Origin of the sequence: Streptomyces corchorusii, from assembly GCF_001514055.1 — a bacterium.
Lineage (GTDB): Bacteria > Actinomycetota > Actinomycetes > Streptomycetales > Streptomycetaceae > Streptomyces > Streptomyces olivaceoviridis.
On sequence record NZ_KQ948361.1, the window covers coordinates 164,937 to 179,873 of the forward strand.

At 73.2% G+C, this 14,937-nt stretch carries 13 protein-coding genes; 11 read left to right on the forward strand and 2 right to left on the reverse strand.

Annotation, left to right across the window (positions count from 1 at the left end; translation table 11 throughout):
* The first annotated feature begins 2 nt into the window (after positions 1 to 2).
* The 11 genes from AQJ11_RS27960 to AQJ11_RS28010 are packed head-to-tail and all read left to right on the forward strand — an operon-like array spanning position 3 to position 11,582.
* A complete protein-coding gene (locus AQJ11_RS27960; protein WP_059264933.1) occupies positions 3 to 1,226 on the forward strand; it encodes a glycosyltransferase in 1,224 nt (407 codons plus the stop codon).
* Positions 1,227 to 2,477, forward strand: coding sequence for a class I SAM-dependent methyltransferase (locus AQJ11_RS27965; protein WP_059264935.1), 1,251 nt, complete (start codon positions 1,227 to 1,229; stop codon positions 2,475 to 2,477).
* A complete protein-coding gene (locus AQJ11_RS27970; RefSeq protein ID WP_014675547.1) occupies positions 2,474 to 3,268 on the forward strand; it encodes a glycosyltransferase family protein in 795 nt (264 codons plus the stop codon). The genes AQJ11_RS27965 and AQJ11_RS27970 overlap by 4 nt, the downstream gene beginning before the upstream one ends.
* Entirely contained in the window at positions 3,265 to 3,912 is a 648-nt protein-coding gene (locus AQJ11_RS27975) for a PIG-L deacetylase family protein (protein ID WP_059264937.1), read from the forward strand. The genes AQJ11_RS27970 and AQJ11_RS27975 overlap by 4 nt, the downstream gene beginning before the upstream one ends.
* Before the next feature lie 3 nt (positions 3,913 to 3,915).
* The gene (locus tag AQJ11_RS27980; protein ID WP_014675545.1) at positions 3,916 to 4,941 is read left to right on the forward strand and encodes an NAD-dependent epimerase/dehydratase family protein; all 1,026 of its coding nucleotides are present in this window, start codon (positions 3,916 to 3,918) and stop codon (positions 4,939 to 4,941) included.
* The gene (locus AQJ11_RS27985; RefSeq protein ID WP_059264939.1) at positions 4,929 to 6,212 is read left to right on the forward strand and encodes a DUF4910 domain-containing protein; all 1,284 of its coding nucleotides are present in this window, start codon (positions 4,929 to 4,931) and stop codon (positions 6,210 to 6,212) included. Before AQJ11_RS27980 ends, AQJ11_RS27985 begins: the two co-directional genes overlap by 13 nt.
* Positions 6,209 to 7,537: an MATE family efflux transporter gene (locus AQJ11_RS27990; protein ID WP_059264941.1), complete on the forward strand. Its 1,329-nt coding sequence runs from the start codon at positions 6,209 to 6,211 to the stop codon at positions 7,535 to 7,537. Before AQJ11_RS27985 ends, AQJ11_RS27990 begins: the two co-directional genes overlap by 4 nt.
* Positions 7,534 to 8,481, forward strand: coding sequence for a glycosyltransferase family 2 protein (locus AQJ11_RS27995; RefSeq protein WP_058082316.1), 948 nt, complete (start codon positions 7,534 to 7,536; stop codon positions 8,479 to 8,481). Before AQJ11_RS27990 ends, AQJ11_RS27995 begins: the two co-directional genes overlap by 4 nt.
* Before the next feature lie 11 nt (positions 8,482 to 8,492).
* Positions 8,493 to 9,701, forward strand: coding sequence for a polysaccharide pyruvyl transferase family protein (locus AQJ11_RS28000; protein ID WP_059264944.1), 1,209 nt, complete (start codon positions 8,493 to 8,495; stop codon positions 9,699 to 9,701).
* Entirely contained in the window at positions 9,698 to 10,249 is a 552-nt protein-coding gene (locus AQJ11_RS28005; protein ID WP_059264946.1) for a dTDP-4-dehydrorhamnose 3,5-epimerase family protein, read from the forward strand. The genes AQJ11_RS28000 and AQJ11_RS28005 overlap by 4 nt, the downstream gene beginning before the upstream one ends.
* A gap of 7 nt (positions 10,250 to 10,256) precedes the next feature.
* Positions 10,257 to 11,582, forward strand: coding sequence for a glutamate-1-semialdehyde 2,1-aminomutase (locus AQJ11_RS28010; protein WP_059264948.1), 1,326 nt, complete (start codon positions 10,257 to 10,259; stop codon positions 11,580 to 11,582).
* Positions 11,583 to 11,589: 7 nt separating this feature from the next.
* Here AQJ11_RS28010 and AQJ11_RS28015 read toward each other — a convergent pair whose 3' ends face one another.
* Together AQJ11_RS28015 and AQJ11_RS28020 are read right to left on the reverse strand one after the other, a co-directional pair.
* Positions 11,590 to 12,273 carry a phosphatase PAP2 family protein gene (locus tag AQJ11_RS28015; protein WP_059264950.1) on the reverse strand — a complete coding sequence of 228 codons (684 nt, stop codon included), beginning with the start codon at positions 12,271 to 12,273 and terminating at the stop codon, positions 11,590 to 11,592.
* Positions 12,274 to 12,396: 123 nt separating this feature from the next.
* Entirely contained in the window at positions 12,397 to 14,889 is a 2,493-nt protein-coding gene (locus AQJ11_RS28020) for a phospholipase D-like domain-containing protein (RefSeq protein ID WP_059264952.1), read from the reverse strand.
* Positions 14,890 to 14,937: the final 48 nt, after the last annotated feature.

Below are 14,937 nucleotides of genomic sequence, written 5' to 3' on the forward strand. Positions count from 1 at the left end.
CCATGCACGTCGTCGTGGTGCACAACCGCTACTCCTCGGCGCAGCCGAGCGGCGAGAACCGGGTCGTCGACGAGGAGGTGGAACTGCTGCGCTCGGCCGGCCACCGGGTCGAGGTGTTCGAGCGGCGCAGCGACGACATCGCCGGCCGGTCCCTGCCCGGCAAGGTCGCGGTGCCGCTGCTCGTGCCGTGGAACCCGGCGGTCCGCAGGGAGCTCACCGCCAGGCTCCGCGCCGAGCGGCCGGATGTGGTGCACGTCCACAACGTCTTCCCGCTCCTGTCCCCCGCGGTCCTCGCCGCCTGCGCCGACGCGGGCGTGCCCGTGGTCGCCACACTGCACAACTACACCCAGATCTGCCCGCCCGGCACGCTGCAGAGGGACGGCCGGCTGTGCACCGAGTGCGTCGGCCCGGCGGCGCCGCTGCCCGCCGTCCGGCACGGCTGCTACCGGGGCTCCCGCCTCGCGACGGTGCCGCTCGCGGTGAGCCTGGCGGTCAACCGGCGGCGGTGGTGGTCCGGCGTGGAGCGGTTCTTCTGCATCTCCGAGGCGCAGCGCGACGTCCTGCTGCGCGCGGGCATGCCGGCCGGGCTGCTGACGGTGAAGCACAACTTCGTCCCCGACCCCGGCGCCTGCCGGGTGGGCGACGGGGAGCAGTTGCTCTTCCTCGGCCGGCTCGCGGAGGCCAAGGGGGTGCGGCTGCTCATGGCCGCGTGGGACGACATCGCGGCGGACGGCGGTGTGGGCGTGCCGCTCGTGCTCGCAGGCTCCGGGCCGCTGGAGCGGGAGGTGACCGCGTGGGCGGCGGGCCGGGACGACGTGCGCTACGCCGGTCTGCTCGACCCGGCCCAGGTCCGGCGGGCCGTCGCGCGGTCGGTCGCCGTGGTGGCTCCGTCGCTGGCCATGGAGACGTTCGGCCTGGTGGTCGCGGAGGCGATGGCGGCGGGGGTGCCCGCTGTCGCCGCCGGTCACGGCGCCTTCGTCGAACTCGTGGAGGACGGGGTGACCGGGCTGCTGCACCGGCCGGGCGAGTCCGCCTCGCTCGCGGAGTGCATACGCCGGATCGCGGCCCGGCCGGAGCCGGGCCGGGAGATGGGCGAGGCGGCCCGGCGCCGTTACGAGAAGGGCTTCAGCCCGGCCGTCGGGCTTCAGCGCCTGGAAGAGGAGTACCGCGCCGCGATCGCGGGGCGGGCGCAGTCAAGGGGGGACGGAATCAATGGGGGGCACTAGATGACACGATGCCGACTCTGCGGCTCGGCGGCACTGGCGAGCGTCGTCGACCTGGGGGCGACGCCGCCGTGCGAGAGCTTTCTCGCCGCGGACCAACTGGACCTGCCGGAGCCCGCGTACCCGCTGCACCTGCGGGTCTGCACCGACTGCTGGCTCGCGCAGATCCCGCCGCTGATCACGCCGGAGGAGACGTTCAAGGAGTACGCGTACTTCTCCTCGTACTCGACGTCCTGGGTGCAGCACGCGCGCACGTTCGTCGCCGGCGCCGTGCGGCGGGTGGGGCTCGGCCCGGACTCCTTCGTGGCCGAGGTCGCGAGCAACGACGGATACCTGCTCAGGCACGTGGTGGACCGGGGGATCCGCTGCCTCGGCATCGAGCCGTCGGAGAACGTCGGCGCCGCGGCACGCGAGGCGGGTGTGCCCACGCTCACGGAGTTCCTGAGCCCGGACACCGGCGCGGCCGTGCGCGACGCGCACGGCCCGGCGGACCTGGTCGTGGCCAACAACGTGTACGCGCACATCCCCGACGTCGTCGGGTTCACCCGGGGGCTGCGCGCCCTGGTCGCCGACGACGGCTGGGTCTCCATCGAGGTGCAGCACCTGCTGACCCTGATCGAGGAGAACCAGTACGACACGATCTACCACGAGCACTTCCAGTACTACACGGTCGCCTCCGCGATCCGGGCCCTGGCGAGCGGCGGACTCACGCTCGTGGACGTCGAGTTGCTGCCCACGCACGGCGGCTCCATCCGGCTGTGGGCCCGGCCTGCCGAGGTGGCCGGCGAGCCGGCCCGGCGGGTGGCCGACGTGCTGGACCGGGAGAAGGCCGCCGGGCTCCAGGAGCTGTCCGGGTACGCCGAGTTCTCCGCCCGGGTGGCCAAGGTGCGCCGGGACCTCCTCACGTTCCTGATCGGGGCGGCCGAGCGCGGCGAGACGGTCGTCGGCTACGGCGCCCCGGGCAAGGGCAACACCCTGCTCAACCACTGCGGCATCCGCCCCGACCTGCTCGCGTACACGGTCGACCGCAACCCCTACAAGCACGGCAGGTTCACCCCGGGCACCCGCATCCCGATCCTGCCGCCCGAGCGGATCGCCGCCGACAAGCCGGACTACGTGCTCGTCCTCCCGTGGAACCTGCGGGCCGAGCTCGTCGAGCAGCTGTCCTACGTGCACGACTGGGGCGGCCGGCTGGTCTTCCCCATCCCGGAACTGAGCGTTGTCGAGGCCGCGTCCCGAAAGGTCACAGCATGAAGGTCGTTCTGTTCTGCGGCGGTTACGGGATGCGGATGCGCAGCGGTGCCGCGGACGACGTGCCCAAGCCGATGGCGATGGTCGGCCCGAGGCCGCTGATCTGGCACGTCATGCGCTACTACGCGCACTTCGGCCACACGGAGTTCATCCTGTGCCTCGGGTACGGGGCCCACCACATCAAGAACTTCTTCCTCACCTACGAGGAGACGACGTCCAACGACTTCGTGCTGCGGGGCGGACGGACCGAGCTGCTGTCCACCGACATCTCGGACTGGACGATCACGTTCGCGCAGACCGGCATCGAGTCGCCGATCGGGGAACGGCTGCGCCGGGTGCGGCACCACCTGGACGGCGACGAGATGTTCCTCGCCAACTACGCCGACGTGCTCACCGACGCCCCGCTGCCCGAGATGATCGAGAACTTCGCCCGGCGCGACGCCGGTGCCTCGATGATGGTGGTGCCGCCGCAGTCGTCGTTCCACTGCGTGGAGCTGGGCGAGGACGGCCTGGTGGGGGGCATCACGGCGGTGAGCGAACTGCCGCTGTGGGAGAACGGGGGCTACTTCGTGCTCCGCCAGGAGGTCTTCGACCACATCCCCGAGGACGGGGACCTGGTCGCCGACGGCTGCGCCCAACTGGCCAAGAGCGGACGGCTGGTGGCGCACCAGCACCGCGGCTTCTGGAAGCCGACCGACACCGTGAAGGAGCGGGCCGCGCTCGACGCCGCCTACGCCCGGGGCGACCGTCCGTGGGCCGTGTGGGAACGGGACGGCGCGGGGGTGACCGCGTGATCCGGCTCGGGGCGGGGAGCCTGGAGAGGATCGTCGCGGTGGGCGCGCACTGCGACGACATCGCCATCGGCGCCGGCGGCACGCTGCTGACGCTGTGCCTCGCGCGGCCGGGTGTCCGTGTCGACGCGCTGGTGCTCTCCGGTGGCGGCGGCGAGCGGGAGCAGGAGGAGCGGGCCGCGCTCGCCGCCTTCTGTCCGGGCGCCGACCTGCGGCTGACCGTGCACAAGCTGCCGGACGGCCGGATGCCCGTGCACTGGGACGAGGCCAAGTCCGCCGTCGAGGAACTGCGCGGGCGGACCGACCCGGACCTGGTCCTGGCCCCGCGCACCGACGACGCGCACCAGGACCACCGCGGCCTGGCGCGGCTGATGCCGACCGCGTTCCGCGACCACCTGGTCCTCGGCTACGAGATCGTCAAGTGGGACGGCGATCTCGGCCGGCCGTCCGCCTACCAGCCGCTGTCGCCGGAGACCGCCGAACGGAAGGTGCGGCTGCTCCAGGAGCACTACCCCTCGCAGCGGCACCGGCCCTGGTACGACCGGGAGGCCTTCCTCGGCCTCGCCCGGATCCGCGGCATCGAATGCCACGAGCGCTACGCCGAGGCGTTCACCGTCACCAAACTCACGCTCGACCTGGGGGAATGAACCTTGCGCGTACTGCTCACCGGGCACCAGGGCTACCTGGGCACCGTCATGGCCCCGGTCCTCACGGCCGCCGGACACGAGGTCGTCGGCCTCGACGCCGGCCTGTTCGCCGACTGCGTCCTGGGCCCCGCGCCCGCCGACCCGCCGGGGCACCGGGTGGACCTGCGCGACGTCACGGCCGACCACCTGGCCGGGGTGGACGCCGTGATCCACCTGGCCGCGCTCTCCAACGACCCGCTGGGCTCGCTGGCGCCGGAGCTCACCTACGACATCAACCACCACGCGTCCGTACGGCTGGCCCGGCTGGCCCGCGACGCCGGGGTGGCGCGCTTCCTGTACGCGTCGACCTGCTCCGTCTACGGTGCCGCCGGCGGCGACGAGCTGGTGGCCGAGGACGCCCCGCTGCGCCCGGTGACGCCGTACGCGGAGTCCAAGGTGCGGGTGGAGGACGACCTGCACTCCCTGGCCGACGGCGACTTCACCCCGGTGTACATGCGCAACGCCACCGCCTTCGGCTACTCGCCCCGGCTGCGCGCCGACATCGTGCTCAACAACCTGGTGGGGCACGCGCTGCTGTCCGGTGAGGTCCTGGTGCTCTCCGACGGCACCCCCTGGCGTCCGCTGGTGCACGCCGCCGACATCGCACGGGCCTTCACGGCCGCGCTGGAGGCGCCCCGGGAAGCGGTGCACGACCGGGCGTTCAACATCGGCAGCGAGACCAACAACGTCACCGTCGCCGAGATCGCCGCGCAGGTCGCCGAGGCGGTGTCCGGCGCGAAGGTGGTGATCACCGGGGAGACGGGGGCCGATCCGAGGTCGTACCGGGTGGACTTCTCCCGGTTCCGCGCCGCGGTGCCCGGCTTCGACTGCGAGTGGACGGTGAAGCGGGGCGCGCTCGAACTCGCCGACGCGTACCGGACGTTCGGCCTGACCCGGGAGGACTTCGAGCAGCGCTTCACCCGCCTGGCCGTGCTGCGCGCGGCGTCCGGGTCCGGCGCCGTCGACGACACCCTGCGGTGGCGCCCGTGACCGGGGCCGGCGAGGAGATGTACGCGCTGGTGGAGCGGATGTACCCGCTGTGCCGGAGCATCACCGGCGACGGTGTGCGCGCCACCTTGGACATCGTCGGGGAGTACATCCCGCTCCAGCGGCACGAGGTGCCGACCGGCACGCAGGTGCTGGACTGGACCGTGCCGCAGGAGTGGAACATCCGCGACGCGTACATCGCCGACGCCGCCGGGAACCGGGTCGTCGACTTCGCCGCGTCCAGCCTGCACGTGCTCGGCTACAGCGTGCCGGTGTCGGCGACCATGCCGCTGGCCGAACTGCGCGGACACCTGCACACCCTGCCAGAGCACCCGGCCTGGGTGCCGTACCGCACCAGTTACTACAAGCCGGACTGGGGGTTCTGCCTGGCCCAGGAGACCCTGGACGCGATGGAGGACGGCGACTACGAGGTCCGCATCGACTCCACCCTCGCGGACGGCCACCTCACCTACGCCGAGCACGTGGTCCCCGGACAGGTACCCGACGAGGTGCTCGTCTCCTGCCACGTCTGCCACCCGTCGCTGGCCAACGACAACCTGGCCGGCATCGCGGTGGCGACGTTCCTGGCCCGGGCGCTGGCCCGGCAGACGCCGTACCACACCTACCGGTTCGTCTTCGCGCCCGGCACCGTCGGGGCGATCACGTGGCTGGCCCGCAACGCGGAGCGGGTGGACCGGGTCAGGCACGGCCTGGTGCTGGCCTGCGCCGGCGACCCCGGGCAGCTGACGTACAAGCAGAGCCGGCGCGGCGACGCGGAGATCGACCGGGTGATGCGGCACGTGCTGACCGCCTCCGGACGCCCGCACCGCGTCACCGAGTTCACCCCGTACGGCTACGACGAGCGGCAGTACTGCTCGCCCGGGTTCAACCTCGGCGTGGGCTCGCTCACCCGGACCCCGTACGCGGGCTACCCCGAGTATCACACCTCGGCGGACGACCTGGACTTCGTCTCCCCGGAGGCGATGGCCGACACGCTCGCCGTCTGCCGCGAGGCGTTCGCCGTCCTCGACCGCGACCGGCGGTACGTCAACCTCAGCCCGCACGGCGAACCGCAGCTGGGCCGGCGGGGGTTGTACGACGCGCTCGGCGGGCGCAGCGACACCAAGCAGGCCCAGATGGCCATGCTCTGGGTGCTCAGCCTCTCCGACGGCGAGCACGGTCTGCTGGACGTCGCCGAGCGGTCCGGGCTGCCGTTCGACACCGTCGCCGCCGCGGCCGACGCCCTGCACGGCGCCGGACTGATCAAGGCATGACGCCGATGACCACCGAGGGGGAGAATCCGCGGACGACGGCGCCACCGCCGCCCAGGGTCCCACACGCCCGGCGCAGCGCCCGGCGGGCCGTCGCCGGCCGGCTGTCCTGGGGGCTCGCCGACCAGGCGGCCTCCAGCATCAGCAACTTCGCGGTGGGCATCTACGTGGCCCGCTCGCTGGGAGTGACCGCGTTCGGCGTGTTCAGCCTCGCCTGGGTGACCTACGGCGTCGTGCTCAACGTCTCGCGCGGTCTTGCCACCGACCCTCTCGTGGTGCGCTTCAGCGGCGTTCCGGAGGCGTCCTGGCGCGCGGCCGTGGCCCGGTCGTCGGGTACCGCGCTCGGCGTGGGCGCCGCCATCGGCGCGGTGTGCCTGGCGGCCGGGCTCGGTCTCGGCGGCCGGGTGGGGCCCGCGTTCGCCTGCCTCGGCGTCCTGCTGCCGGGGCTACTGGTGCAGGACGCCTGGCGGTTCTCGTTCTTCGCCGCCGGCACCGGGCGCAAGGCCTTCGTCAACGACCTCGTGTGGTGCGTCGCGCTCGTCCCGGCCATGGTCCTGGCGGCACGCGTCGGCAGCGTGGCCGCGTTCGTGCTCGCCTGGGGAGCCTCCGCCGCGGTGGCCGCGGCGTACGGCTGCCTCCAGTCCGGGATCCGGCCCGAGGTGGGCGGAGCACGCGCGTGGCTGCGCGAGCACCGCGACCTCGGCTCCCGGTACCTGGTCGAGAACGTCAGCCTCAGCGGCGCGAGCCAGCTGCGGGCGTACGGGCTCGGCGCGATCGTCGGCGTCGGCGCGGTGGGCGCGGTGCGGGGGGCCGAGCTCCTGATGGGCCCCTTCCTCGCCGTACTGATGGGACTGTCCCTGGTGACCGTCCCGGAGGCGGCGCGGGTGCTGCGGCAGGCCCCGCACCGCCTCGGCACGTTCTGCCTCCTGCTGGGCGGCGGGCAGGCCGCCGGCGCGCTGCTCTGGGGCGGGACGCTGCTGCTGGTGCCGGACCGGCTCGGCGACCTCGTGCTGGGCGGCGTCTGGCACTCCGCCTCGCAGCTCATCGTGCCGATCACCCTCAGCGTCGCGGGCGCCGGCCTCGGCACCGGCGCCGCGGCCGGGCTGCGCGCGCTCGGCGCGGCCCGGCGCAGCCTGCGCTCCCAGCTGTTCGCCTCCGCCTGCTACGTCGGCGGCGGGCTCGGCGGGGCGGCCGTCGCGGGCACGGTCGGCTCGGCCTGGGGCGTCGCCGCCGCGACCGTCAGCGGCTCGGCCGTGTGGTGGCTGCACCTGCGGTCCGCCCTGCGCGAGCAGCACCACGACTCCGTTCCCGAAGTGAGGACCACATGACCGACCGACCCAGGCTGAGCATCGGCCTGCCCGTGTACAACGGCGAGGAGTACCTGGCCGAGTCGCTGGACGCCCTGCTCGGCCAGACCTACGAGGACTTCGAGCTGGTCGTCTCCGACAACGCCTCGACCGACGGGACCCAGGACATCTGCCGCGCGTACGCCGCGAAGGACTCCCGCATCCGCTACATCCGCCTGCCCCGGAACATCGGCGCCACCCCGAACCACAACCACGTGTTCGCCGAGTGCCGCGGCGAGCTGTTCAAGTGGGCCTCGCACGACGACCTGTACGGCCGGGACCTGCTGCGGCGCTGCGTCGAGGCGCTGGACGAGCGGCCGCACGTGATCCTCGCCCACGCCGACCAGGCGGTCATCGACGGCGACGGCCGGGTGAAGGTCCCCTACGAGTACACGCTCGCCACGGCCTCGCCGCACGCGCCGGAGCGCTTCCGCAGCATGCTGTTCGAACCCGGCGGCGACGACTTCTACGGGGTGATCCGGGCCGACGTGCTGCGCCGGGTGCGACCGATGGACAGCTACCACCACGCGGACCGCACGTTCGTCGCCGAGATCGGCCTGCACGGGCCCTTCCACCAGGTGCCGGAGCTGCTGTACTTCCGCCGCGACCACCCCACCCGCGCCGAGCGGGCGAACCCGTCCAAGCGCTCCCGGTGCGTCAATCTGGACCCGCGCCGGGCCGGCCCGCTGCACCCGACGCCCCGGCTGCTCGCCGAGTACGTCTGGGGCTTCGTCTCGGCGATCCGGCGGGCGCCGCTGTCCCCGGCCGACCGGCGCGCGTGCTACCGCCACCTGGCCGCCTGGATGGCCAGCCGGGCCCGGCCGGGCGCCGGCGAGCGGGTCGAGGACCGCGCCCCGGTCGACCCGGCGGGGCTCACCGTCTCGGTCGACGCCCTGGTCGCCGGCCGTGAGGGGAGGCCGGCGTGAGGGCGCCACGCGTGGGGCTGTTCGGCCTGCTCGGCTCCGGCAACCTCGGCAACGACGGGTCGCTGGAGGCCCTGCTCGGGTACCTCCGCACCCAGCACCCGGAGGCGGTCGTGGACGCGCTGTGCGGCGGACCCGAGGCCGTCACGGCCCGGTTCGGCATCCCCGCGACGCGGCTGCACTGGTACCGCGGGGAGTACCGGACCGCGTCGCGTGCGGGCGCGATCGCGTCGAAGGGCCTGGGCAAACTCGTCGACGTCTTCCGCACCGCCGCCTGGGTGCGCCGGCACGACGTGGTGATCGTGCCGGGCATGGGCGTCCTGGAGGCGACGCTGCCGCTGCGGCCGTGGGGCTTCCCGTACGCGCTGTTCCTGCTGTGCGCGAGCGGCCGGCTGCTGGGCACCCGGGTCGCGCTGGTCAGCGTCGGCGCCGCGAGGATCGGCAACCGGCGGACCCGGGCCCTGGTGCGCTGGTCGGCGCGGCTGGCCGCGTACCGCTCGTACCGGGACGCCCAGTCCCGTGACGCGATGCGGGCGATGGGCGTGGACACCGCACGCGACGAGGTCTACCCGGACCTCGCGTTCGCCCTGCCGACGCCGGGGGCGAACGCGCCCTCGGGCCCGCCGGGACCGGTCTGTGTCGGTGTCATGGACTTCCACGGCGGCGACGACGACCGCTCCCGGGCCGGGCAGATCCACCGGCGCTACCTGGACGGGACGATCCGGTTCGTCCGCGCGCTGGTCGAGGAGGGCAGGGAGGTCCGGCTGCTCACCGGCGACGCGTGCGACGCGCCGGTGGTCGCCGCGATCCTCGACGCGGTCGACTCGCCGCTGGTCACCGCCGCCGAGGCGGCCTCGCTGGCCGACCTGATGAAGGAGACGGCGGCTGCCGACGCCGTGGTGGCGATCCGGTACCACAACCTGATCTGCGCGCTGAAGACCGGGACGCCGACGCTCGCCGTCACCTATGCGGCGAAGAGCGAGGCGCTCATGGAACGGATGGGCCTCGGCGCGTACTGCCACCCGGCGCGCGAGCTCGACGCCGACCGGCTGCTCGCCCAGTTCCGGGCGCTGGAGAAGCGGTCGGCCGGGCTGCGGCGGACCCTCGTCGAGCGGAACCTGGCCGCCGCCCGGCACCTCGACCACCAGTTCACCGCTCTGACCACGGCCCTGTTCCCGACGACCGGCCACACCCGCTCCCCCGCCCGCCAGGAGGCTCCATGAAGGCGACCGAAGTCCCCCAGATCGCCGGCGCGTACCTGTTCGAGCCGACGCCGTACGCCGACGAGCGCGGCTTCTTCTGCCGCACCTTCGACGCCGACGTGGTCCGCTCGGTGGGCCTCGACCCGTGCGCCTTCGTCCAGGACAGCGTGTCCCGCTCGGTCCGGGGCGTGCTCCGCGGCCTGCACCTGCGCTCCGGCGCCGGCGAGGCCAAGCTGGTGCGGTGCTCGTACGGGAGGATCTTCGACGTCGTCGTGGACCTGCGGCCCCACTCGCCGACGTACCTGGGCCGGGCCTTCTTCGAGCTGTCCGGCGAGACGCAGGCGACCGTGTACGTGCCGGCGGGGTGCGCGCACGGCTTCCAGGCGCTCACCGACACCGCCGACACCTCGTACCGGATCGACCGCCCGCACGATCCGGCCGAGGACGTGACGATCGCCTTCGACGATCCGGAGCTCGCCATTCCGTGGCCGCTGCCGGCCACATCGATGTCCCGGCGGGACCGGGAGGCGCCGAGCCTCGCCGAGGCCCTGAAGCACACGGAAGGGTGAAGTCGGCTTGGACAGCGGAGAGTTCCACCTGCCCAGGTCGCGGGCGGCGAACGAGCGGCTGCACGCCCTGGTCCCCGGGGGCGCGCACACCTACGCCAAGGGCGACGACCAGTACCCCGAGGACCTGGCCCCGGTCATCAGCCACGGCCGGGGCGCCCACGTGTGGGACGTCGACGGCAACCGCTACGTCGAGTACGGCTCCGGCCTGCGGTCGGTGAGCCTCGGCCACGCCCACCCGCGCGTGACCGAGGCGGTGCGGCGGGAACTCGACCGCGGCGGCAACTTCGTCCGGCCGTCCATCGTGGAGGTCGAGGCCGCCGAACGCTTCCTGGCGACGGTGCCGACCGCCGAGATGGTGAAGTTCGCGAAGAACGGCTCCGACGTCACCACCGCCGCGGTGCGCCTCGCCCGTGCCGTCACCGGGCGCCCGCGGGTGGCCCTCTGCGCCGACCACCCGTTCTTCTCCGTCGACGACTGGTTCATCGGCACCACACCGATGTCCGCCGGCATCCCGGAGTCGACCACCGAGCTCACCGTGACGTTCCCCTACGGCGACCTCGCCGCCACGGAGGAGCTGCTCACCCGGTACCAGGACGAGGTCGCCTGCCTGATCCTCGAACCCGCCACCCACACCGAGCCGCCGCCCGGGTACCTCGCCGGCCTGCGCGAGCTGGCCGACCGGCACGGCTGCGTCCTGGTCTTCGACGAGATGATCACCGGCCTGCGCTGGTCCGAGGCGGGCGCCCAGGGCCTGTACGGCGTCGTGCCCGACCTCTCCACGTTCGGCAAGGCGCTGGGCAACGGGTGCGCCGTCTCCGCGCTGGCCGGGCGCCGGGAACTGATGGAGCGGGGCGGGCTGCGCCACTCCGGTGACCGGGTGTTCCTGCTGTCCACCACGCACGGCGCGGAAACCCACTCCCTGGCCGCCGCGATGGCCGTGCTCGCCACCTACGTCGAGGAGGGCGTCACCGCGCGCCTGCACGCCCTCGGCGAGCGGCTGGCCGCCGGTGTCCGCGAGGCCGCGGCCACGATGGGCGTCGGCGACCACGTCGTCGTCCGGGGCCGGGCCAGCAACCTGGTCTTCGCCACCCTCGACGGGAACGGGCAGCCGTCGCAGCAGTACCGCACCCTGTTCCTGCGCCGGCTCCTCATGGGCGGGGTGCTGGCCCCGTCGTTCGTGGTGAGCAGCGCGCTCGGCGACGCGGACATCGACCACACCGTCGACGTGGTGGCCCAGGCGTGCGCGGTGTACCGGAAGGCGCTGGACGCCGGTGACCCCACCCCCTGGCTGGGCGGGCGCCCGGTGAAGCCGGTGTTCCGCCGGCTGGCCTGACCCAGGGTCAGTCGCCCTCTCGCCGGCCGGCGCCGGCCGTCCGCCCGGCCAGCCGGTCGGCCGTGCGGTCGACCAGCCACGCGGTCGCCGGTGTCACCGCCAGCGCGGCGCACCAGCCGCCGAGGGCGTCGGTCGGGTAGTGCGCGCTCAGGGCGACCTCCGCCCAGCCCATGGCGGCGCCCGCCACCAGCGCCGAGACGAGCACGAGTGATGCGCCGGCCGCCCTGCCGAGGCCGGGCCGGCCGGCCGCGAGCAGGGCCACCGCGCAGGCGAGCGCGGTGGCGAAGGCGGTGTGCCCGCTCGGGTAGGACAGGTTGCCGGGGCCGTGGATGGTGCGTCCCACCACGTGCTTGAGCAGCGTCGCCGTCCCTACGGCCACACCGGCGCCGGCGACGACGAGCACCGCTCCCCGAGGACGCCGAAGCAGCAGGCAGCCGGTCACGGCGGCCCCGACCAGCATCACCGCTCCCACGGGCTCCCCCAGGAAGTCCAGGGCCAGGGCGACGTACCGCCACGGTGGGCGCACGCTGTCCGCCGTAGGCCGGACGACCCACCTGTCCACCGTGCCGGGCTCGCCGTGGCCGGCGTACAGGACCCCGAGCACGACGACCACCAGCGCGGCGAGGGCCGCGACCGGTCCGAGCGGCACGCGCAACGACGGGGGCAGCACGGGCGCCGACCGGTCGGCCACACGCCCGGGCTCCTGCCGGCGCCAACCCCCCACCAACGACCCCCCGTCGTGTCCGACCCGGCCCGCGCGGGAGCCACCGGCCACACTACCGCGCGGGACTCGGGAGCGATGGCTCCCCGGGACTCAGGAGTTGCCGAAGGCGTCCCGCAGCCGCACCTCGTTGAAGCCGTTGCCGTCGTAGTCGTCCGAGTACGTCAGCGCGAGCCGGCCGGTCGGAGCGAGGGTCACGGCCGGGCCGCCCTGGCCGCCGCCGGTCACCACGTTCATCCGGTAGGCGGGCAGCCTGCCGGCCGTCGTGCCGTCCGCGTTGAAGCCGCGGGCCCACACGTCGTCCTTGCCCGGGTACACGGTCCCGCCGATGTTCACGTCGAAGGCCTCCTTCCACGCGACCACGAAGCTGCCGTCGTCGGCGACCGCGACATCGGCGGCGTCCTGGTCGGAGATCGGCCGCTGGCCGTCGACGTACGGGCCGCTGCCGGTGCCGTCCTCGGTGGTCCGCTGCTCGGCCGCCGCGGCACCGCCGGTCGCGGAGAACACGCGGTCGTAGATCCGCTGCGGGCGCACCGGCGTGCCGGTGCCGGTGGTGTACTCGTCCGTCCACGCCACGACGAACCGGCCGTCGCCCGCCGACGCCACCGCGGGAACGGTCTGCTGGCCGTCGGTGAGGGAGTTGGCCACCTTGCGGGCCACGGCGAAGCCGCCCGAGGTGTTCAGCTTGGCGAGACCGATGTTGAGGCCGCCGTTGCCGTCCGCGTCCTCCTCCCAGACGATCGCGGTGTTCCCCGCGTCGTCGATCGCCGCGTCCGGGCGGCGGTTCGACCCGGCAGCACCCGAGTTGATCGTGCTGACCTGGACGTCCTGGTAGCGCAGCGCACCGGTCCCGGACCAGCTGCTCGCGTAGACCTGGTTGAGCGTGGCGCCGTCGGCCGTGCTCTCCCAGGCCACGGTGTAGGAGCCGTCGCCGGCCACCGCGACCGTCGGCCGCAGCTGGTCCCCGCTACCGGAGGCGTGCGGGCGCGGCAGGGCGGTCACCGTGCCGTCGGGGGCCACCTTGACCACGGCGATGTCGGCGTACTTGTTGCCGTCGTCGTCCTTGGCCCATGCGACGATCGCGTTGCCCTGGTCGTCCACGCCGACGTCGGGCTTCTGGTGCGACCAGGTCGTGTTGCCGGCGGTGCCGCTGTTGCTCAGCAGCTTCTCGTTCCACAGCGGGGCGCCGTCCTTGTACATGCGGATGTACACGTCGGTGCCCAGCTCGGTGTCCGAGGAGTCGTGCCGGTCGCCCTGCTCGTACACCACAGCGGTGTAGACGGACGAGGTGCCGCCGGAGGCGACGGCGCTGTAGTGCTGGTCGCCGTCGGCCTGCACGTTGACCCGGGAGTAGTGCTGGGACGTCGAGCCGTACTTCGACGCGTCGATGTCGACCGCACCCGAACGCACCTTGTTGAAGTTGGCGACGTAGGCCTGGTAGACCGCCGGGTCGTCGATGCGCAGCAGCGTCTCGTCGTTCGTCTTCAGCGAGCCCGCGGTCCAGTTGTGGGAGCCCGTGTACACGTGCTGGACCTTGGTGCCGTCGGACTTCGTCCACTCCGTCAGCAGGTACTTGGAGTGGGTGGTGCCGTGGTTGCAGGAGGCGGTCGCCGAGGACTTGTAGCGGCATCCGCCGGGGCGGTTGCCGTAGGCCGCGACGTCGAGCGCGGTCAGGTCGTTGACGCCGTCGTTGCCACCGCCGTTGCTGAGGTCGCGGACGTTCGCGTCGACGCTGCACCCCTGGGACCGCTTCGCCTGGAGGGCGTCGTAGACGGCCGGGCGGGTGGTCCGCTGGTCGAGCTCGGCGGCCGAGATCCTGATCTTGCCGTCGATCGAGCAGTCGACCTTGTCGATGAACGAGGCGAGGATGTCGGCGTTGCCGTAGTGGGTGGCGTCCGAGGCGGTGTTGCGGGGGAAGAAGAACGCCTCGACGGGAGAGTTCGGGTCGCCCGTGGTGTAGTCGTACGTGGTGTGCAGGCTGTCGCCGGCGTGCTTGATCTGGTCGTTGAAGTGCGCGCGGTACCGGGCGGCGAGGGCCGCGTTGCCGGACACGACGACCGCGTTGTTGATCTCGCCGTCCTGGCCGCCCGCGAGGTTCTGCGAGCTCTGCCAGACGACGTTCGTGCGGCCGTCGGTGAGCGCGTCGAACACGATGTACTTGTCGTGGTCGATCGCGTTCGTGTCGCCCGAGCCGTTGCCCAGGCAGCCGCGGGAGCACCAGGTGAGGCTGGAGTTGCCCGTCAGCGTCAGACCGTCCAGGTTGCTGCTGGCCCGGTTCGCCGACTCCGAGATGATGCGCAGCGTGACGCCGCGGCTCTGGGCGGCGGCGAGCCTCCCCTGGAGATCGGAGCTGCTGAACCAGTACATGCCCATGTACAGCGTCGAGTTGGGCGCCGCGAGATCGATGAGGCTGCCGACCGACGTGTTGATCGAGGAGTCGTAGGTCGTGGGCGTCGGGTAGTTGAACACCGCGGTGTAGTTCCCGGAGACGACGGTCTCCGCCTGAGCGGTGGCCGGAGCGAGCAGTGCCGCACCGAGGGCGAGCGGGGCGGCGAGTGCCGCCCAGCGCCGTATCTGTCTACCCATCTGTTTCCTTCAGTAAGCCGTGAGTTGGGACGAGTCATCCTATGACGC

Coding starts and splice junctions, on each gene's coding strand:
- AQJ11_RS27960 (WP_059264933.1), top strand. CDS start 3: ATGCACGTCGTCGTGGTGCACAACCGCTACTCCTCGGCGCAGCCGAGC.
- AQJ11_RS27965 (WP_059264935.1), top strand. CDS start 1,227: ATGACACGATGCCGACTCTGCGGCTCGGCGGCACTGGCGAGCGTCGTC.
- AQJ11_RS27970 (WP_014675547.1), top strand. CDS start 2,474: ATGAAGGTCGTTCTGTTCTGCGGCGGTTACGGGATGCGGATGCGCAGC.
- AQJ11_RS27990 (WP_059264941.1), top strand. CDS start 6,209: ATGACGCCGATGACCACCGAGGGGGAGAATCCGCGGACGACGGCGCCA.
- AQJ11_RS27995 (WP_058082316.1), top strand. CDS start 7,534: ATGACCGACCGACCCAGGCTGAGCATCGGCCTGCCCGTGTACAACGGC.
- AQJ11_RS28005 (WP_059264946.1), top strand. CDS start 9,698: ATGAAGGCGACCGAAGTCCCCCAGATCGCCGGCGCGTACCTGTTCGAG.
- AQJ11_RS28020 (WP_059264952.1), bottom strand. CDS start 14,889: ATGGGTAGACAGATACGGCGCTGGGCGGCACTCGCCGCCCCGCTCGCC.